The organism is Thalassovita taeanensis (genome assembly GCF_900110775.1).
Classification (GTDB): Bacteria; Pseudomonadota; Alphaproteobacteria; order Rhodobacterales; family Rhodobacteraceae; genus Litorimicrobium; species Litorimicrobium taeanense.
Genome location: NZ_FOEP01000002.1, coordinates 224,545 through 241,733, shown reverse-complemented (window position 1 = coordinate 241,733; position 17,189 = coordinate 224,545). Strand labels below are relative to the sequence as shown.

Sequence of the window (17,189 nt, the reverse complement as noted above, 5' to 3'; positions counted from 1 at the left end):
TTGCACCTCAAGGATATTTGCATACAAGCGGCAGAAATTATTTCCAAGCCGTTCGTCAGGAGGAGACAGTCATGCCCTATCGTGCACCCGTAGAGGATTACCGCTTTATTTTCGACCATGTGTCGCATCTGGATCAGGTCCGGGCCACCGAAAAGTTCGCCGAGGCCACGTCGGATGTGACCGATGCCATTCTGGAGGGGGCCGGGCGGCTGTGCGAGGACGTGATTTATCCGACGCTGCGCGAGGGGGATCTGACGCCGGCGCGGTTGGAGAACGGTGTGGTGCGGACCTCGCCGGGGTTTGCCGAGGCGTTCAAGGAATTGGCCGAGGGCGGTTGGGTCGCGGTGTCGGCACCGGAGGCCTATGGCGGCATGGGGTTGCCTTTGACGATGACGACGGCGTTCAACGAGATGATGGCGGCGAGCAATATGGCGCTGGGGCTTTGCACGCTTTTGACACAGGGACAGGTTGAGGCCTTGGAGCATCACGCTAGCGCCGAGATCAGGGACACGTACCTGCCCAAGCTGATCAGCGGCGAGTGGACCGGGACGATGAACCTGACCGAGCCGCAGGCGGGCAGCGATGTGGGCGCGTTGAAATCCAAGGCCGAGCCGAATGGCGATGGCAGCTATGCCGTGACCGGCCAGAAGATCTTTATCACTTGGGGCGACCACGATTTTGGCGGCAATGTCTGTCATCTGGTGTTGGCGCGTCTGCCCGATGGGGTGGCCGGGACCAAGGGGATCAGCCTGTTCATGGTGCCGAAGTATCTTCCAGATGCCGATGGTAACCCCGGCGTGGCCAACACGCTGAATGTTGTCAGCCTGGAGCACAAGCTGGGCATTCACGGCAGCCCGACGGCGGTGATGCAGTTCGATGGCGCCAAGGGCTGGCTGGTAGGCGAGCCGCACAAGGGCATGGCCGCGATGTTCACGATGATGAACAACGCCCGTCTGGGCGTGGGGGCGCAGGGTGTGGGTGTGGCCGAGGCGGCGTATCAGCACGCGCTGGCCTATGCGCAGGAGCGCAACCAGATGGGGGCGATCATCAACCACGCCGACGTGCGGCGGATGCTGCTGACGATGAAGGCAGAGACCTTTGCGGCGCGGTCGACCGTGATGTGCTGTGCGGTCGCGCTGGATATGGCGAGCGCGACGGGCAGCGCGGAATGGATCGCGCGCGGCGCCTTGCTGACTCCGATCGCCAAGGCGTTTTCGACCGATGTGGGGATCGAGGTCGCCGAGATTGGTGTGCAGGTGCATGGCGGCATGGGGTTCATCGAGGAGACCGGCGCGGCGCAGTTCAGCCGCGATGTGCGCATCACCGCGATTTACGAAGGTACCAATGGCATTCAGGCGATGGACCTTGTCGGGCGTAAGATGATGGATGGCGGCGAGGCGGCTTTTGTTTTGCTGGACGAGATCGAGGCACATGCAGAGACTGCGCGCGAGACCCTGCCGAAGCTGGCCGAGCCGGTCTGGCAGGCGGCCGAGACACTGCGGGAGGCGCTGGAATGGTTGGTGGCCCAAAAGGACATGAACACACGTTTCGCCGGGTCGGTGCCATTCCTGAAGGCCTTTGCGCGGGTGTTGGGTGGGCATTACCACCTGAAGGCTGCGATGGCCGAGGGCGGCAAGGGCGCACGTTCGAAGCTGGCGCGGTTCTATGTCCAGCGCCTGTTGCCCGAGCATGAGGCACTGTTGACCCATGCGATGGCTGGGGCTGATGATTTGTATGACTTCAGCGTCGAAGAGATGTCGGCGTGAGCAAGCCAGTGGGCGGCGGTATCCGCTACCCTTGGGATACACCGCCTGAAGGCGGGCAGTGTATTCCGGTGGCCGAGGGGGTCTTGTGGATCAGGATGCCGCTGCCGATGGCGCTGGATCATGTGAACATCTATGCGCTGGACGAGGGCGATAGCTGGACCATCGTTGACGCCGGGGTGTATTCCAAGCGTACGGTCGCACTGTGGGAGGATCTGCTGGCAGGGCCAATGGGCGGCAAGCCGGTTTCGCGCGTGATCCTGACGCATCACCACCCGGATCACGTGGGGATGGTGGGCTGGTTTATCGAGCGGTTCGGCGCCGAGTTGATCACCACGCGGACGGCGTTCTTGATGGCGCGGATGTTGCTGCTGGATGTCGAGACCGAGGTTTCGCCGCAAGCAAAGGCCTTTTGGCGCAGTGCGGGCATGGCGCCCGAGGTGTTTGACAAACGCGTGTCTGAACGCCCCTTCAACTTTGCCGATATCGGGTATGCTTTGCCGGTGGGATATACCCGTGTGCAGCAAGGCGATATGATTCGGGCAGCGGGGCGCGATTGGGATGTGCATATCGGCAATGGCCACGCGCCCGAGCATCTGACGCTGTGGAGCCGCGATGACCATCTGGTGCTGGCAGGCGATCAGATCCTGCCCTCGATCAGCCCCAACATCGGGGTTCATGCGACCGAGCCGGAGGCTGACCCTTTGGGCGAGTGGCTGGAAAGCTGCACCCGGTTGGGGGCGATGGCGCGTGCGGACCATTTGGTGCTGGGCGGGCATAAGTTGCCGTTCACCGGGATGCCGGTGCGAATGCGGCAACTGATCGACAATCATCATGGCGGGTTGCGCCGTTTGCGCGCCCATCTGGTCGAGCCGCGCACTGCGGTGGAGTGTTTCCCGCCGCTGTTCAAGCGCACGATCGACTTTGGCACATATGGCTTGGCCCTTGTCGAAGCGGTGGCGCATCTCAATCATTTGCATCAGACTGGCGAGGTGACGCGCAGGCGGCGCGATGATGACGCCTGGCTTTGGCAGATGAAGGAATAGGCGATGGACAACATGATCTCGACCTCGGCGGAGGCGTATGAACTGGATGCGCTGCCGCGCCGTCACGAGGTGCATTCCGACCCTGACATGCCCTGCAACACCGAGGTGCCCGCCGAGGTCACGGCCAAGCCGGTGACGCAGAAAAGCCCGGCGGAATGGGCCTATGAACGGCTGGTGCTGTATATCCAGAGCTTCGAACAGCAGTTGGACAGCGAGCACGAGATCGCCATGGGCTTTGTCGGCGGCGATGCCGGTGTGCTGCGGATCGAGGGGATGGGATATTTCGACCCCGATATCGTGACGTTTTATGGCAGCGACGCAAGTGGGGCAAAGACCCAGCTTATTCAGCATGTCAGCCAGCTGAGCGTGATTCTGCGGGCCTTGCCAAAAACGGTCAAGCAAGAGGCCCCCAAGCGGATCGGCTTTCGGCTGGCGGCGGATCTGGCAACAACCTGATCTTACGGCGCGGGTGGGTTGGTTTTGTCGTGGTGACAGGGCCGAAAAAATCCGCTAATCAGCAGGCAAACATGCAATATGAAGGAACGCAAAATGGCGGATCACAAGCACGGCAACATGGATACCACAGTTCAGGAAGAAACCTTTGACGGGTTCGTCAGCTTTGTGACGAAATCGGTCATCGCCATCATCTGCGTTCTGCTTTTCATGGCTCTGGTCGGCGGCTAACATCGCCGCCCTGTTTCGGGGCTGTGTGACGGAAGGGTTCGGTATGCGTAAATTGGTTCTGACGTTGTTTGCGCTTTCCGTTACCGCAGGCTGCGCGGTCAAACACGACCCGCCCGTAACAGATGAAGCGGTGGCGCGTTCAGCATACCGTTATGACGGGCCGCCAGAGCTGACCCTGTTTACAATGGTCAGCAACTCGACCGGATCGGGCGCGCATTCGGCGCTGATGATCAATGGCAGCCAGCGGGTCATTTTTGATCCTGCCGGGTCATTCCGGGACAAGGCGATCGTGGCGCGCGATGACGTGGTTTATAACGTCACCCCCTACGTCGAAGACGTGTATACCCGGTTCCATGCGCGCAAGACCTATCACGTCGTGGTGCAGCGGCTTCAGGTCTCGCCCGAAGTGGCGGAGCAGGCGCTTCAGCTGGCGCAGGGGTACGGCGAAGTGCCTGATGCGATGTGCGCGCAAAGCACCTCGGCGATCCTGAGCCAGCTGCCGGGGCTGAATGTCCGGCGCACCATGTTTCCGAATGCGCTGTCAGCGCAGTTTGGCGAAGTGCCGACTGTCAGCACCCGCAGCCTGTATGAATATGACGACGAAGACCGGTTCAAGGCGCTGCGCGAGTATGATCCGGTCAAAGCGGCCTCGGCCTCCTGACGCGCGGATCAGCCGAACAGATAGAGCGCCGCGTAAAGGCTGCACGCCCCCAAGCCGATGGCGGCCAGCACGTTTTTCGTGAAATACCCGACCCCCAGCGTGACGAGCGCCGCAATCACGCGCGGTGGGTCAATCTGGCCTTGCGTGGCCGCGGGCCAGACCACGAGCGGTGCCACCAGTCCCGGCAGAACCGCCACGGCGGTATAGCGCAGGTGGCGCAGGACCCATTCGGGCATCGACCGGTCGCCGATGATCCCGGTGAAGACAAAGCGCAAACCGAAGCTGCCCAAGCCCAGCAGGATGATCACGGTCCAGAGGGTTGTTTTGTCGATCCCGTCCATTATGCGACCTCTTGCTCTTTGCGGTTTTGCCAAAGCTCGACCCGCGCGCCGGCCATCATGCCGCCCACTCCGGCGACCATCAGGCCGAGGTTGTAGGGGATGAAGCTGAAGACCAACGCCAGCACGACCGAGGTGGCCGCGGCGGCCCGGTGGGCCGGGGTGCGCAGCATCGGGGCAACAATGGCGATGAAGGTGATGGGCACAGCGAAATCCAGCGCCAGTTCGGGCGGGATCGCAGTGCCGATCATCGCCCCGACATAGGTCATCACATACCACGCCGGGCAGACCGATGTGACGGTGCCAAAGAAATACGCCACCTTTTGGCGGGTGCTCCAGCCTGGATTGTTTTCGTAGGCGGTGATTGAGCAGGCATAGCTTTGGTCGACGGTGAAATAAGCGATTAAAGCCCGTTGCCACAGCGGGGCTGCGCCCAGATGCGGGGTCAGCGAGGCGGAATACATCGCCATGCGCAGGTTGACCGCCAGTGCCGAGGCCAGCACAACAAAGGTTGGGGCGTGTTCGCTCATCAGCTGAAGCGCAGTGAATTGCGCGGCGCCTGCGATGACGACGATGGAAAAGCTCATGGTTTCGAGCAGGTTCAGGCCAGCTTCGGTCGCGACGACACCGAACAGGATGCCGAAGGGCGATATAACCAGCAAAAACGGCAGCGAGTCGCGGACGCCTTGCCAGTAGGTTGAATTTGTGTGGGTGTCGGACATTGCAGGGCTTTGAACAGTTGCGCAGCACCAGACGTATCTGCGAAAGCAGGGGGATGCAATTGAGGTGGGCGAAATGAAACAACCGGCAGGGGTTATTCTGGCAGGCGGCAATGCGCGGCGCATGGGCGGTGGCGACAAATGCCTGCTGCCGCTGGGCGGTGGTGTGGTTCTGGATCAGGTGGTGGCGCGACTGGAGCCGCAGGTTGCCAAGGTGGCGTTGAATGCCAATGGCGATGCGGCGCGGTTCGCGGGGTTTGGCCTGCCGGTTCTGGCGGATGGGGTCGCGGATGCGGGGCCACTGGCCGGGGTGCTGGCCGGGCTGGACTGGGCCGCAGGTTGTGGATTCGACGCGATTGTGACGGTGGCGGCGGACACGCCGTTTTTTCCCTGCGATCTGGTGCCACGGCTGTTGTTGGCGGGGAACGGCGGGTTGGCGGTGGCGGTTGCTGAACGGGTGCATCCGACCTTTGCGCTATGGCCCGTGGCGCGGAGGGGGGAGGTGCGCGAGGCGGTGCTTGGCGGCACGCGCAGGGTGTTGGAATTGTGCGATGCCATGGGCGCGGCACACGCGCCGTTCAGCGAACCGGAGGCGGAAACGGCGTTTTTCAACATCAACACGCCCGAAGATCTGGCGAAAGCGGCCGCGCGGGTTTAGTCGAAGATCCCGGCGACACGCCCCAGCAGCATGAAGGCGCGGGCGGTACGGGTGTCGGACAGGTCAGAAATTTCGCTGTCCGAAGCGGTGGCTTCGAACTCGGCGAACATCTTGTCGAACCGGCGCAGGAAATGATGCGCGGCGTCGCGGAAAATCGGGTCTTGTTTCATCCGCCCGGCGGTCAGCGCCAGCGAACTGCGATCGCGGATGCCACCAAGGGCAGCCACGGCGCGCCCACGCTCGCCAGATGCGAAGCGGCGCCAGACCTCGGGGCGGGCCATGTCGGGGCGCAGGTCATCCATGTAAATGCCGTCCTGCGACAGCAGGGTCAGAATGTCCTGACTGGCCTGAATAAGCTGTGCGGCCTGCCGGTCCTTGAGGGCCTTGCGCAGGGCGGCAAAGCCTTCCTCATCCTCGGCCGTTTCAGGAAAGTTCATCGCGCGGATGAAATCAGCCCGCTGTAGCGGTGGGCCGAGTTCTTCGGCTGGGGTGCCAAGGGGCAGGGCGGCCTGATGGTCGGCTGCCGCGTTGTCGGCCGACGATTTGGCGGCCGGACGGATCGCCAAAGGGCGCTCTCGCGAGGAGGTGAACGTGGCGATTGCGGTTTCGGTCTTGCGCTGCGCGGCCGCGATCTCGTCGAGCTTGCGTGCGACCGACGGTTCGGCGGCGGGGCCGTGCCCCTGGTTTTGCGCAACATACGCCTGCCGGATCCCGTCAATCGCGGCCTGAAGCCTTGCGCTTTCCTCGCGCATGACCCGGCTGGAGCGGGCGGCGGTGGCCCCGACCCAGATCATTGCGACCGGCAGGAAAATCGCCAGCATCGTCATCAGAAACCGCAGCCCGCCGGGCTCGGTCTCTGGTGACGGGGGGGCATCCAGCGTCAGAAAAAACACAGCCGCGCCGAGCAGCCAAAGCACGCTGAGCAGCGCCGCAATGATTTCGATTGCCGTCACTGTGACCTTTGTGGGCTTGTCGTAGATGCCCAAAGGGGTCGGTCGGCTGTCGTGCTTTTCGGCCATGTCTGGTTCCGTCCGCTATCAGGAATAGGTGATCTTGATCACCTCATACGAGCGCCGTCCGCCGGGGGTGTTGACCTCGACGCTGTCGCCTTCGTCTTTGCCGATCAGGGCGCGGGCGATGGGCGATTTGATGTTCAGCAGGCCTTTTTCGATATTGGCTTCGTGCTCGCCGACGATCTGCCACGTTTTTTCTTCTTCGGTATCCTCGTCAACCAAAGTGACGGTGGCCCCGAATTTGATCGCCCCGGACAGGTTTTTGGGGTCGATCACCTCGGCCAGCGAGATGACGCCTTCCAGTTCCTTGACGCGGCCTTCGATGAAGCTTTGTTTTTCACGGGCCGAGTGATATTCGGCATTTTCCGACAGGTCGCCATGCTCGCGCGCTTCTGCGATGGCCTTGATGATGGCCGGACGCTCGACGGACTTCAGTTGCTTCAGTTCGACTTCGAGCGCGGTGTGGCCTGCGCGTGTCATTGGTATTTTTTCCATTAGCCCTCTTCCACAACACGAACGGCGGGCGCAGGGCACCCACCGTTTTGATTTCATAAGTTGAAATACCTGACCTAAAGCAGGGGGACAATGCAAGAGATACCTATATGGGCGAAGCGCGAATTGCCGCCTGTGGTGCCCGCAGGTCAGGCTGCATAGGAAACGACCTCGAATTCAATTCCATCGTGATCGTGGAAGTAAAACCGCTTGCCGGGTTCATAATCGGCGTGGTTTTTGGGGCTGAAACCGGCGCGTTTGACGCGTGCTTCGGCCTCGGTCAGGTCGGGCACGGTGACGGCCACATGGTTCAGCCCGCCCACGGTTTGATAACTGGATTGCGCGCCTGCGTCAGGGGTGCCGGGGCTGAACAGGGCCAGATAGCCGCTGTCGGTGCCCACATGTACGGTGTGCCCGGTCTGCATCGCCGGGCCTTGCCAACGGATGTGCCAGCCGAAAATTTCGCACAGCCAGGCGGCGGTGGCCTGCGGGTCAGAGACGGTGAAGTTGGCATGTTCAAGTTGCGCCTGCATGATGTGTCCTTTGCAGTTGAATTGGAATGTGGGTTCAGGGTAGTTTCTAAACCTAACTTTAGGTCAAGGATTTTGAAGTGAGCAATAACAATCAGTTACGCGCATCTTCTGGCCTGCCAATCGGGGCGTTGTCTGAACGGACGGGGCTGGCGGTGTCGGCAATCCGGTATTACGAGGCGCAGGGGTTGGTCAAAGCCTGGCGCAATGCGGGCGGACAGCGGCGGTTTCAGCGATCAGATATTCGGCGGCTGTCCTTCGTGATGATCGCGCAGAAGTTCGGTTTTTCCATCGCCGAGATCCGCAAAGAGCTGGACCGGCTGCCTGATGGGCGGACACCGACCCCCGCAGATTGGGCGCGGATATCGCAGCAGTTCCGCGCGGCGCTGGATGCGCGGATCACCACGTTGGAAAAGCTGCGCGATGATCTGGATGGCTGTATCGGATGCGGGTGCTTGTCCTTGCCCAAATGTTCGCTTTATAACCATGCGGACGCGGCCCATCGCAAGGGGCCGGGGCCGCGTTATCTTATGGGCGATGCGCCAGACACGGGCGATTGAGCCTTGCAAGAGTGTGTTTTTACGCTGTGTTGTGATTGACGTGCAATGCTGCAGCGCGGTAACCACTGACGAAATTATCTTACGTACGTGATCCAGAGGAGGGCCACCCATGTTGGTTGAACGGGAAGCAATGGAATATGATGTGGTCATCGTGGGGGCTGGCCCGGCCGGCCTGTCTGCGGCGATCCGCCTGAAGCAACTGGATGCTGACGTGAACGTTGTTGTTCTGGAGAAGGGCTCGGAAGTGGGCGCGCATATTCTGTCGGGCGCGGTTCTGGACCCCTGCGGGCTTGACGCATTGATGCCCGATTGGAAAGAAAAAGGCGCGCCGCTGAACGTGCCGGTGAAGAAAGACAACTTCTATGTTCTGGGCGAGGCCGGCAAGCTTCGGGTGCCGAACTGGCCGATGCCGCCGCTGATGAACAACCACGGCAATTACATCGTGTCGATGGCGAATGTCTGTCGCTGGATGGCCGAGCAGGCCGAAGAGCTGGGCGTTGAGATTTTCCCCGGCATGTCGTGTTCGGAACTGATCTATGGCGAGAATGGCGAAGTTAAGGGCGTTGTGGCCGGCGAGTTCGGCAAGAACCCCGATGGCACGCCCGGCGATGGGTATGAGCCGGGGATGGAGCTGCTTGGCAAATATGTGTTCCTGTCCGAGGGGGTGCGCGGGTCGCTGTCCAAGGAAGTGATCGCCAAGTACGACCTGAGTGCCGGGAAAGAGCCGCAGAAATTCGGCCTTGGCATGAAAGAGATCTGGGAAATCGACCCCGCCAAGCACAGCGAGGGCACGGTTTCGCACACGATGGGCTGGCCTTTGGGCGGCAATGCCGGGGGCGGGTCTTTCATCTATCACATGGAAAACAATCAGATTTTCATCGGGTTTGTGGTTCATTTGAACTATAAAAACCCGCATCTGTTCCCGTATATGGAATTCCAGCGGTTCAAGCACCACCCGATGGTTGCCAAGCTGCTGGAAGGCGGCAAGCGCGTGGCCTATGGCGCGCGGGCGATTTCCGAGGGTGGGATTCAGTCAATGCCAAAGATGACTTTCCCGGGCGGTGCGTTGCTGGGCTGTTCGGTGGGCATGGTCAACGTGCCGCGCATCAAGGGCAACCATAATGCGATGCTGTCGGGCAAGGCGGCGGCCGAGGCGGCGTTTGCGGCGATTCAGGCCGGGCGCAGCGGCGATGAGCTGCCGGATTACGAGGCGGATGTGCGCGGTGGCGCCATTGGCAAGGACCTGAAAAAGGTGCGCAATGTCAAACCGCTGTGGTCGAAGTTTGGCCTGATGCCCAGCCTTGCGGTTGGCGGGTTCGACATGTGGACCAACACCTTTGGGTTCTCGTTGCTGGGCACGCTGAAACATGGCAAGACCGATGCCGCAGCGACCGGGCTGGCGGCGGATTATAAGGTTATCGAGTATCCGAAGCCCGATGGTAAGCTGAGCTTTGACAGGCTGACAAACGTGTCCTTCAGCATGACCAATCACGAAGAAAATCAGCCATGCCATTTGCAGCTGAAAGATTCGTCGGTGCCGATCGGGGTCAACCTGCCGAAGTTTGACGAACCGGCGCAGCGCTATTGCCCGGCTGGCGTTTATGAGGTGGTGCGCGAAGAGGGCAAGGACCCGCGGTTCGTGATCAACTTCCAGAACTGCGTGCATTGCAAGACCTGCGATATCAAGGACCCCAGCCAGAACATCAACTGGGTCACCCCGCAGGGTGGCGACGGGCCGAATTATCCCAACATGTAACGCCCGCAACGCGGTCGCGATTGCATCAGTATCATATGGGGTCGCACGGAAAACGTGCGGCCCCTTTTGCTTTGCAATCGAGCGGCGATGTTTTGCCGCCTGACATTGCGTTTGCTGGCGGGAACGCTAGGTTACATGGCAAAGAACGCGGGCAAGAGAGGCTGCACACATGCGCAACAGGATATTGGGGCTGGCACTTTGCGTGGCCGTTGGAGCGGTCGCGGCGCCAAGCGCACAGGCGCAGGGCATTGCCGGAGCCTATCTGGCGGCGCGTCAGGCCGGGATGACGGCCGATTATCAGGCCGCCTCCGAGTATTACACCCGCGCGCTGGCGCGTGATCCGGGCAATCCGCAACTGCTGGAGGCAGCGACGCTGTCGCAGCTGTCGTTGGGGCAATTGTCGCGGGCGATTCCCATTGCACGCAAGATCGAAGCCGATGGGCTGCGCAGTCAGGTGGCGCAAATGGTGCTGATGGCCGATGAGGTCGCCAGCGGAAAATATGCGGCAGTGCTGGAGCGTATCCTGAGTGACCACGGTGTTGGCCCGTTGGTGGATGGGCTTGCCGGGGCCTGGGCGCAGATGGGGCAGGGCGACGTGTCGGGCGCGCTGGAGTCGTTCGACACTGTGGCCAACGAGCGGGGCCTGTCGGGTTTTGCGCTGTATCACAAGGCGCTGGCGCTGGCGACGGTGGGTGATTTTGAAGGGGCCGAGGCGATTTTCGCTGAAAACGCTGGCGGGCCGCTGCAAATGACCCGCCGCGGGGCGATTGCGCGGATTGAAATGCTGAGCCAGCTTGAGCGTGGCGACGAGGCGATTGCGTTGGTGGATGCGCTGTTCGGGTCCGAGCTGGATCCGGGTTTGCGCGCTTTGCGGGCGTCGTTGGCGGGCGGTAAGACGTTGCCGTTCACGATGATGCGCGGCCCGCAGGACGGTGTGGCCGAGGTGTTTTATTCGGTGGCAGCAGCCCTGAACAGCGAGGCCGGGGCGGATTACACGCTGCTGTATGCCCGCGTTGCCGAATATCTTCGCCCCGATCATACGGACGCCGTTCTGCTGAGTGCCAGCCTTCTGGACGATCTGGAGCGGTTTGATCTGGCGGTTGAGGCCTATCAGCGGGTGCCGAGCGATAGTGCTGCCTTCCATGCGGCTGAACTGGGCCGGGCCGAGGCGTTGCGTCGGTCAGACCGGGTGGACGAGGCTGTGACGGTCTTGGAATCGCTGGCGAAAACCCATGGGGACCTGCCGGTCGTGCACGTGACGCTGGGCGATCTGATGCGGCAGCTGAAGCGCTATGATGCGGCGGTGGGGGCCTATGATCGGGCGCTGGGGCTGTATGAAAAGCCCGAGAACGAACAGTGGTTCATCTATTATGCGCGTGCGATCAGCCATGAGCGGCTGAACGAATGGCCCGCAGCCGAGGCGGATTTCCGAATGGCGCTGGAGTTGAACCCGGATCAGCCGCAGGTGCTGAACTATCTGGGCTATTCGATGGTCGAGCAAAAGGTCAAGCTGGACGAGGCGCTGGCGATGATCGAGCGCGCTGCGGCGGGCAATCCTGACAGCGGTTATATCATCGATTCGCTGGGCTGGGTTCTGTACCGGCTGGGCCGGTATGACGAGGCTGTCGGGCATATGGAGCGCGCAGCCGAGCTGATGCCGGTCGATCCGGTGGTCAACGACCATCTGGGCGATGTGCTGTGGGCCGTTGGGCGCAAGCGCGAGGCCGAGTTCCAGTGGCGTCGGGCGCTGTCGTTTGTGGACGACGAGAATGCGTCGGGCGAGGTGGACCCGGACCGGATCAGGGCCAAGCTGGAGATCGGGCTGGATGCGGTCTTGGTGCAATATGGCGAGCCGCCGCTGAAGGTGGCGGATGACCGGAACTGAGGTCTTCGCGTCGGCGAAGATCAACCTGACCCTGCATGTCACCGGCCAGCGGGCGGACGGGTATCACTTGTTGGACTCGCTGGTGGTGTTTGCCGATATCGGCGATCGGCTGTGGCTGCGCATGGCGCAGGAGCCTGATCTGAGCGTGACCGGGCCGATGGCTGCGGGGGTGCCGACGGGGCCGGAGAACCTTGTGCTGCGCGCGGCGGCGTTGATGGGCGCGCAGGCGGAGATACAGCTGGAGAAGCATTTACCCTCAGCGGCAGGCATTGGTGGCGGGTCATCGGATGCCGCAGCGGTTTTGCGTGCATTGTCCGGGATGACCGGCCGGCCTGTGCCGGATCAGGGGCTTGCGTTGGGGGCAGATGTGCCGGTGTGCCTGCTGGCGCAGGCAGCGATGATGCGCGGCATTGGCGAGCAGGTTGAGGCGGTGACGGACCTGCCCGAAATCGCCGCGGTTCTGGTCAATCCCGGTGTCGAGGTCCCCACGGGGGCAGTGTTCAAGGGGTTGGCGCGCAAGGATAACCCGCCGATGACGCAGCTGCCGGTCGGGGTGGATTTGCCGGGGCTGGTGACGTGGCTGGCGCAGCAGCGCAATGATCTGGAGGCCCCGGCGCGCGCGGTACAGCCGGTGATTGGGACGGCTTTGGATGCAATTGCGGCGCAGGCGGGGTGCCTTCTGGCGCGGATGTCAGGCTCGGGGGCGACGTGTTTCGGGCTGTTTGCCGATGCAGAGCAGGCGCAACAGGCCGCAGCAGGGCTGAACCGGCCGGGCTGGTGGGTTCGGGCGGTGGCGCTGCGGTGAGCGATGTGCCCGGCTGTGGCGTTGGGATTTGAGTATTTTCCTCAGAAAGAAGCCGGGGGCAGAGTGCCTTAGTTGACCCTGGCGACGACGTAGTCTGCCAGATCGATCAGCATCTGGCGCAGGGGGTGTTCCGGCAGGCAGCGCATTGCGGTTTTGGCTTTGTCAGCCCAGGCAAGCGCATCTGTGCGCGTTGCCGCGAGCGTGTCATGTTTGCGGAGCAGGGACTGGGCGTGGTCCAGATCGCCGTCTTCTTGTCTGCCTTTTTCGATGGTGCGCTGCCAGAATGCGCGCTCTTCGGGGGAGGCGGCGGCAATGGCTTTGATCACCGGCAGGGTCAGTTTGCGTTCGCGGAAATCATCGCCGACGTTTTTGCCGGTGGCGTTGCTGTCACCCTGATAGTCGAGCAGGTCGTCGACGATCTGGAAGGCGATGCCAAGCGCGTCGCCATAGTCGAAGAGGGCCTGCACCTGATCCTCGGGGGCGGTGGCGATAACACCGCCGACTTGGGTGGCCGCCGAGAACAGGGCCGCAGTTTTGCCACGGACGATTTGCAGATAGATCGCCTCGTTGGTGCGCAGGTCTTGGGAGGCGGTGAGTTGCAGTACTTCGCCTTCGGCAATCGTGGCGGACGCATTGGCGAGGATGTCGAGCACACGCAGGTTGCCGGTTTCGACCATCAGCTGGAAGCTGCGAGACAGCAGGTAGTCGCCGACCAGAACGCTGGATTTATTGTCCCACAGCAGGTTGGCGGTGGGGCGACCGCGACGTTGCCCGCTTTCATCGACGACGTCATCGTGCAGCAGCGTGGCGGTGTGAATAAACTCGACCGCGGCGGCGAGATTGACGTGATACGGGCCATCATAGCCGCACAGTTCAGCGGCGGCGAGGGTCAGCATCGGGCGCAGACGTTTGCCGCCGGCTTCGACCAGGTGGGCGGTAACTTCGGGGATGCGCGGGGCGTGTTCCGAAGCCATTCGGGTGCGAATCAGAGTGTTGACCGCCTCCATTCCGCCGCCCAGATGGGTGGCCAGTTGCTCGTGCGGTTTGGTCGCTGTTTGGTCAAGGCTCATCACTGTCACGTCACACGGCTCGACAAAGTCGCCACCATGCCCTTAATTCCCCAATATGAAACAGCTATTGCGCACAACCGACCCCACCTCGATCGCCTTTGCGAAGGCGCTGCTTCAGGGCGAGGGTATAGACTGCTTTGAAATGGACGTAAATATGAGCGTCCTAGAAGGTGGGATCGGGATTTTCCCGCGCCGCCTGATGGTGCGCGACGGCGATCACGTCCGCGCCGAGCGGGTGATGCGCGACAATGGGATCGCGTTGGATGGCTGAGCTGTCGCGCGATGCGTTTCTGAGCGGTCGGGTGCAGGTGTGGCAGCCCGTGCTGGGGTATCGCGCGGGGGTGGACCCGGTGCTGCTGGCGGCGTCGGTTCCGGCGCAGGCGGGGCAGAGCGTGCTGGAATTGGGCTGTGGGGTTGGGGTTGCGTCGCTTTGCCTTGCGGCGCGGGTGCCGGGGCTGCTGCTGGCGGGGCTAGAATTGCAGCCTGACTATGCCGTGCTGGCGCAGAGGAACGTGGTCGAGGCGGGGCTGGAGATGGACGTGTTCACCGGTGACCTGAGCGCGATGCCCGCGCCGCTGCGGCAGCGGCAGTTCGATCACGTTATCGCCAATCCACCCTATTTCCGGCGCGAGGCCAGTGTGGCCGCGCGTGATACGGGCCGCGAGACCGCGATGGGCGAGGATACGGCGCTGCCACTGTGGGTTGCGGCGGCGATCCGGCGCACGGCGCCGCGCGGGTATGTCAGTTTCATCCACCGGTCCGAGCGCCTGCCGGAGTTGCTGGCAGCGATGGTGGCGGGGCTTGGCTCGGTTCAGGTGTTGCCGCTCATCCCGCGCGCGGGGCGCGACCCGCAGCTGATTCTGATACGCGGGCGCAAAGGCGGGCGGGGGGCATTCCGTCTGCACTCGGGTGTGTTGATGCATGAGGGCGCGGCGCATGACGGTGACCGCGAAAGCTATACGCCGCATATTCGCGATGTGCTGCGCAACGCGGCGGCATTGAATTTTCCGCTCTGAGCTTGATCCAGGTAAGCATTTGTTTGCCATATGCTGCAGGTGCGGCGTGACAGACGGTAAAAGTTGTGATGGAGTTGTTACATAGCTTTTACAGAGAGGAGTATGCCTATGAACTTGAGTTCGCGTGTCGAGGAACTGAAGAAGAAACACTTGTCCCTCTCGCAGCGTGTCGAGGTTGCGCAACGCGCCCCCGGCAGCAGCGATATCGAAATCGCCGATATGAAGAGAAAGAAGCTTCGACTTAAAGAAGAGATTGAACGACTTACGGCAACGATGCACTGACGCTAGGGCGTTAGGCTGGCGCGCGCGGCAAGGGCTGCGCCGCCGGTGATCAAGATCGCTGCGACGCCAAGTGTCCAGCTGGGTTGAGCAATTCCAGTAGCAACCAGAACGAGCGTAGACAACAGTGGGGCCGCGTAGGACGCCACACCCAGAAGTTGAATATCGCCGTGTTTCACCCCGATATCCCAGACGTAAAACGCCAGCCCGACCGGGCCAAGCCCAAGCGCGATGGCAGAGCCCCAGGCCACAGGTGTTTGTGGCCATACCGTTTCTTCCAGCCCCAGATGCAGAAGGCCTGACAGGATCGCGGTTGCGACGCAGAAGATGGCAACTGATTCGGTGGGGGCATTGCCCACCAGCCGTGACAGCACGGAATAGCTGGCCCAAGTCAACGCGCAGGCCAGCGCCAGAAGATAGCCGGGCAAAGCCTGTGCATCGAAACCGGCGCCGCCGCCCTGAATAATCAGCGCCGCGCCGAGAAATCCGATGACGGCCCCAACAAGATGGCCGGGCTTCAGCCTTTCACCCGGTAGCGCGCCCGAGAACAGCACGATCAGAAGCGGCCAGAGATAGGCGATCAGCCCAGCCTGCGCGGCGGGGGCCATGCGAAGGGCGCTGAAATATAGCGCGTGATAGCCAAACAGCCCAATGGTGCCAAAGGCATAGACCTTGAGCGGCACGGACCTTAGGCGGGAAAGCCCGCCGGTGGCTGCGGTCCAGATCAGGCCCAGCGTTCCACCAATCCCAAAGCAGATGGCGTTCAGCAGAAGCGGTGGGGTGGGGGCGGTGCCGACCGTCAACAGCGCCAGAAGCGCCCAAAGCAGCACAGCCACGAAACCGATCATTGTGGCGCGGTTTGTCATATTATCTCTCCGGCTCGGCGAATCGCCGGTTTTCTGCGTGTACGCATAGCTGCGCAATCTCGCCGCGAATCCAATCGAAAAATGCGGCAATATGGGGCCGCTCACGGTCGGCCTCGCGACAGATAGCCCAATAGCTGCCCACCGTCATGATGGCGGGGTCAAACGGCGCGACCAATTGCCCGGTGTCGAGCGCTTGATACGCAATCGACGCGCGGCCCAGCACGACGCCACCGCCCGCGATGGCAGTGTCGACAGCGTGATCGGCTTGGGTGAACCGTGCCCCGCCCTCGGGTGGGGGCGGCAAGCCTGCAGCCTTGAACCACGTGGTCCAGCTGATGGTGCGGCGGTGGGTCATGGTCAGATAGTCTTGGTGCAGCAGCGGCGCGTGGCACAGATCCGCGGGCCGGGGATAGTCGCGCGCCAGCGCCGGGGTCATCATCGGCGTCATCCATTCCCGGTACAGAAGTTCGGAATAGGCCCCATCCGGCGGGGTCGGGGCAAAGCGGATGGCGATATCGACATCGTCACGCTCAAGGTCGGCCATCGAGAGTGAGGCGGCGAACCGCAGTTCCACATCCGGGTGGGCGCGAGCGAAATCATACATGCGCGGCGCAAGAAATTTTGCGGTGAAGGCCGGCCCGGCCGTTATCGTCAGGCGCTGATGTTGCCCCAGACGGCGGGTTCTGCGCCACGCGGTTGTCAGGGCCTCGAACCCTGTTGTCGTGCCGGGGGCCAGGGTGCGGCCCGCCTCGGTCAGGGTCACGGCGCGGTTGAGCCGGTTGAACAGCGGCTGGCCCAAGTGCTCTTCCAACGCTTTGATCTGAAACGACAGGGCGGCAGGGGTGACATTCAATTCATCCGCAGCCTTTGAAAACGACATGTGTCGTGCGGCGGCCTCAAAGGCGCGCAGGGCGGTGAGTGGGGGAAGGCGGTCAGACATAATCACTTAAGTAAAACTAAACCGAAGGGATGAAAAGTCTCGTTTGTGCGTTGAACGGTGTGAGGGCATGATCGGGACAGTCAAAAAATGCTAATGTCAGAGGAGGCA

21 protein-coding genes are annotated in these 17,189 nt (G+C 62.1%); 13 read left to right on the top strand and 8 right to left on the bottom strand.

The features are described 5' to 3' along the window. Nucleotides 1-71 precede the first annotated feature (71 nt). From BSF79_RS03585 to BSF79_RS03565, 5 genes are all read left to right on the top strand, one after another. The gene (locus BSF79_RS03585) at nt 72-1,766 is read left to right on the top strand and encodes an acyl-CoA dehydrogenase (RefSeq protein ID WP_090268378.1); all 1,695 of its coding nucleotides are present in this window, start codon (nt 72-74) and stop codon (nt 1,764-1,766) included. Further along, entirely contained in the window at nt 1,763-2,809 is a 1,047-nt protein-coding gene (locus tag BSF79_RS03580; protein WP_245776306.1) for an MBL fold metallo-hydrolase, read from the top strand. Before BSF79_RS03585 ends, BSF79_RS03580 begins: the two co-directional genes overlap by 4 nt. Before the next feature lie 3 nt (nt 2,810-2,812). Continuing rightward, the gene (locus BSF79_RS03575; RefSeq protein WP_090268373.1) at nt 2,813-3,265 is read left to right on the top strand and encodes a DUF6173 family protein; all 453 of its coding nucleotides are present in this window, start codon (nt 2,813-2,815) and stop codon (nt 3,263-3,265) included. A gap of 78 nt (nt 3,266-3,343) precedes the next feature. Beyond that, nucleotides 3,344-3,493: an aa3-type cytochrome c oxidase subunit IV gene (locus BSF79_RS03570; protein ID WP_342741837.1), complete on the top strand. Its 150-nt coding sequence runs from the start codon at nt 3,344-3,346 to the stop codon at nt 3,491-3,493. 43 nt (nt 3,494-3,536) lie between these two features. Next, nucleotides 3,537-4,154 carry a hypothetical protein gene (locus BSF79_RS03565; protein ID WP_090268372.1) on the top strand — a complete coding sequence of 206 codons (618 nt, stop codon included), beginning with the start codon at nt 3,537-3,539 and terminating at the stop codon, nt 4,152-4,154. A gap of 8 nt (nt 4,155-4,162) precedes the next feature. Here BSF79_RS03565 and BSF79_RS03560 read toward each other — a convergent pair whose 3' ends face one another. Further along, nucleotides 4,163-4,495, bottom strand: coding sequence for an AzlD domain-containing protein (locus tag BSF79_RS03560; RefSeq protein ID WP_090268370.1), 333 nt, complete (start codon nt 4,493-4,495; stop codon nt 4,163-4,165). Beyond that, nucleotides 4,495-5,214, bottom strand: coding sequence for an AzlC family ABC transporter permease (locus tag BSF79_RS03555; RefSeq protein WP_090268368.1), 720 nt, complete (start codon nt 5,212-5,214; stop codon nt 4,495-4,497). Before BSF79_RS03555 ends, BSF79_RS03560 begins: the two co-directional genes overlap by 1 nt. A 73-nt stretch (nt 5,215-5,287) precedes the next feature. Here BSF79_RS03555 and mobA point away from each other — a divergent pair, with 73 nt between their 5' ends. Then, nucleotides 5,288-5,869, top strand: a complete 582-nt coding sequence (mobA, locus tag BSF79_RS03550) for a molybdenum cofactor guanylyltransferase MobA (protein WP_090268366.1) — start codon at nt 5,288-5,290, stop codon at nt 5,867-5,869. Here the strand turns inward: mobA and BSF79_RS03545 are convergent. The 3 genes from BSF79_RS03545 to BSF79_RS03535 all read right to left on the bottom strand — a co-directional run bounded on the left by BSF79_RS03545 (nt 5,866) and on the right by BSF79_RS03535 (nt 7,907). Further along, nucleotides 5,866-6,888, bottom strand: a complete 1,023-nt coding sequence (locus BSF79_RS03545) for a hypothetical protein (RefSeq protein ID WP_090268364.1) — start codon at nt 6,886-6,888, stop codon at nt 5,866-5,868. The genes mobA and BSF79_RS03545 overlap by 4 nt on opposite strands. Before the next feature lie 18 nt (nt 6,889-6,906). Further along, a complete protein-coding gene (gene greA / locus BSF79_RS03540) occupies nt 6,907-7,377 on the bottom strand; it encodes a transcription elongation factor GreA (RefSeq protein WP_090268361.1) in 471 nt (156 codons plus the stop codon). Nucleotides 7,378-7,523: 146 nt separating this feature from the next. Then, nucleotides 7,524-7,907, bottom strand: a complete 384-nt coding sequence (locus BSF79_RS03535) for a VOC family protein (protein ID WP_090268359.1) — start codon at nt 7,905-7,907, stop codon at nt 7,524-7,526. Between the two features lie 77 nt (nt 7,908-7,984). On the opposite strand from BSF79_RS03535, the gene soxR reads away from it, so the two are divergent. From soxR to BSF79_RS03515, 4 genes are all read left to right on the top strand, one after another. Next, on the top strand, nt 7,985-8,464 hold the full coding sequence (soxR, locus tag BSF79_RS03530; protein WP_090268358.1) for a redox-sensitive transcriptional activator SoxR: 480 nt from the start codon (nt 7,985-7,987) through the stop codon (nt 8,462-8,464). A gap of 109 nt (nt 8,465-8,573) precedes the next feature. After that, nucleotides 8,574-10,220: an electron transfer flavoprotein-ubiquinone oxidoreductase gene (locus BSF79_RS03525; protein WP_090268355.1), complete on the top strand. Its 1,647-nt coding sequence runs from the start codon at nt 8,574-8,576 to the stop codon at nt 10,218-10,220. Nucleotides 10,221-10,389: 169 nt separating this feature from the next. Then, nucleotides 10,390-12,105 carry a tetratricopeptide repeat protein gene (locus BSF79_RS03520; protein WP_090268352.1) on the top strand — a complete coding sequence of 572 codons (1,716 nt, stop codon included), beginning with the start codon at nt 10,390-10,392 and terminating at the stop codon, nt 12,103-12,105. Then, nucleotides 12,092-12,910 carry a 4-(cytidine 5'-diphospho)-2-C-methyl-D-erythritol kinase gene (locus BSF79_RS03515; RefSeq protein WP_090268349.1) on the top strand — a complete coding sequence of 273 codons (819 nt, stop codon included), beginning with the start codon at nt 12,092-12,094 and terminating at the stop codon, nt 12,908-12,910. The genes BSF79_RS03520 and BSF79_RS03515 overlap by 14 nt, the downstream gene beginning before the upstream one ends. 68 nt (nt 12,911-12,978) lie before the next feature. Here the strand turns inward: BSF79_RS03515 and BSF79_RS03510 are convergent, their stop codons facing one another. Continuing rightward, complete coding sequence (locus BSF79_RS03510) at nt 12,979-13,980, bottom strand: polyprenyl synthetase family protein (RefSeq protein ID WP_090268347.1); 1,002 nt, start codon at nt 13,978-13,980, stop codon at nt 12,979-12,981. 55 nt (nt 13,981-14,035) lie between these two features. Between BSF79_RS03510 and BSF79_RS03505 the strand changes: the two genes are divergently transcribed. The 3 genes from BSF79_RS03505 to BSF79_RS03495 all read left to right on the top strand — a co-directional run bounded on the left by BSF79_RS03505 (nt 14,036) and on the right by BSF79_RS03495 (nt 15,278). Next, entirely contained in the window at nt 14,036-14,251 is a 216-nt protein-coding gene (locus BSF79_RS03505) for a putative signal transducing protein (protein ID WP_090268345.1), read from the top strand. Next, on the top strand, nt 14,244-14,996 hold the full coding sequence (locus tag BSF79_RS03500; protein WP_090268343.1) for a tRNA1(Val) (adenine(37)-N6)-methyltransferase: 753 nt from the start codon (nt 14,244-14,246) through the stop codon (nt 14,994-14,996). The genes BSF79_RS03505 and BSF79_RS03500 overlap by 8 nt, the downstream gene beginning before the upstream one ends. Before the next feature lie 108 nt (nt 14,997-15,104). Beyond that, nucleotides 15,105-15,278, top strand: a complete 174-nt coding sequence (locus BSF79_RS03495) for a YdcH family protein (protein WP_090268341.1) — start codon at nt 15,105-15,107, stop codon at nt 15,276-15,278. 2 nt (nt 15,279-15,280) lie between these two features. On the opposite strand, the gene yddG is transcribed toward BSF79_RS03495, so the two are convergent. Then, a complete protein-coding gene (yddG, locus tag BSF79_RS03490; RefSeq protein WP_090268340.1) occupies nt 15,281-16,141 on the bottom strand; it encodes an aromatic amino acid exporter YddG in 861 nt (286 codons plus the stop codon). A gap of 1 nt (nt 16,142) precedes the next feature. Next, nucleotides 16,143-17,081, bottom strand: coding sequence for a transcriptional regulator GcvA (gene gcvA / locus BSF79_RS03485; protein WP_090268338.1), 939 nt, complete (start codon nt 17,079-17,081; stop codon nt 16,143-16,145). Between the last annotated feature and the right edge of the window lie 108 nt (nt 17,082-17,189).

What these genes read in the sequence shown, in the direction of transcription:
- BSF79_RS03585 (WP_090268378.1), top strand. Translation starts at nt 72, where the DNA reads ATGCCCTATCGTGCACCCGTAGAGGATTACCGCTTTATTTTCGACCAT.
- BSF79_RS03575 (WP_090268373.1), top strand. Translation starts at nt 2,813, where the DNA reads ATGGACAACATGATCTCGACCTCGGCGGAGGCGTATGAACTGGATGCG.
- BSF79_RS03570 (WP_342741837.1), top strand. Translation starts at nt 3,344, where the DNA reads ATGAAGGAACGCAAAATGGCGGATCACAAGCACGGCAACATGGATACC.
- BSF79_RS03565 (WP_090268372.1), top strand. Translation starts at nt 3,537, where the DNA reads ATGCGTAAATTGGTTCTGACGTTGTTTGCGCTTTCCGTTACCGCAGGC.
- BSF79_RS03560 (WP_090268370.1), bottom strand. Translation starts at nt 4,495, where the DNA reads ATGGACGGGATCGACAAAACAACCCTCTGGACCGTGATCATCCTGCTG.
- BSF79_RS03555 (WP_090268368.1), bottom strand. Translation starts at nt 5,214, where the DNA reads ATGTCCGACACCCACACAAATTCAACCTACTGGCAAGGCGTCCGCGAC.
- mobA (WP_090268366.1), top strand. Translation starts at nt 5,288, where the DNA reads ATGAAACAACCGGCAGGGGTTATTCTGGCAGGCGGCAATGCGCGGCGC.
- BSF79_RS03545 (WP_090268364.1), bottom strand. Translation starts at nt 6,888, where the DNA reads ATGGCCGAAAAGCACGACAGCCGACCGACCCCTTTGGGCATCTACGAC.
- greA (WP_090268361.1), bottom strand. Translation starts at nt 7,377, where the DNA reads ATGGAAAAAATACCAATGACACGCGCAGGCCACACCGCGCTCGAAGTC.
- BSF79_RS03535 (WP_090268359.1), bottom strand. Translation starts at nt 7,907, where the DNA reads ATGCAGGCGCAACTTGAACATGCCAACTTCACCGTCTCTGACCCGCAG.
- BSF79_RS03525 (WP_090268355.1), top strand. Translation starts at nt 8,574, where the DNA reads ATGTTGGTTGAACGGGAAGCAATGGAATATGATGTGGTCATCGTGGGG.
- BSF79_RS03520 (WP_090268352.1), top strand. Translation starts at nt 10,390, where the DNA reads ATGCGCAACAGGATATTGGGGCTGGCACTTTGCGTGGCCGTTGGAGCG.
- BSF79_RS03515 (WP_090268349.1), top strand. Translation starts at nt 12,092, where the DNA reads ATGACCGGAACTGAGGTCTTCGCGTCGGCGAAGATCAACCTGACCCTG.
- BSF79_RS03510 (WP_090268347.1), bottom strand. Translation starts at nt 13,980, where the DNA reads ATGAGCCTTGACCAAACAGCGACCAAACCGCACGAGCAACTGGCCACC.
- BSF79_RS03505 (WP_090268345.1), top strand. Translation starts at nt 14,036, where the DNA reads ATGAAACAGCTATTGCGCACAACCGACCCCACCTCGATCGCCTTTGCG.
- BSF79_RS03500 (WP_090268343.1), top strand. Translation starts at nt 14,244, where the DNA reads ATGGCTGAGCTGTCGCGCGATGCGTTTCTGAGCGGTCGGGTGCAGGTG.
- BSF79_RS03495 (WP_090268341.1), top strand. Translation starts at nt 15,105, where the DNA reads ATGAACTTGAGTTCGCGTGTCGAGGAACTGAAGAAGAAACACTTGTCC.
- yddG (WP_090268340.1), bottom strand. Translation starts at nt 16,141, where the DNA reads ATGACAAACCGCGCCACAATGATCGGTTTCGTGGCTGTGCTGCTTTGG.
- gcvA (WP_090268338.1), bottom strand. Translation starts at nt 17,081, where the DNA reads ATGTCTGACCGCCTTCCCCCACTCACCGCCCTGCGCGCCTTTGAGGCC.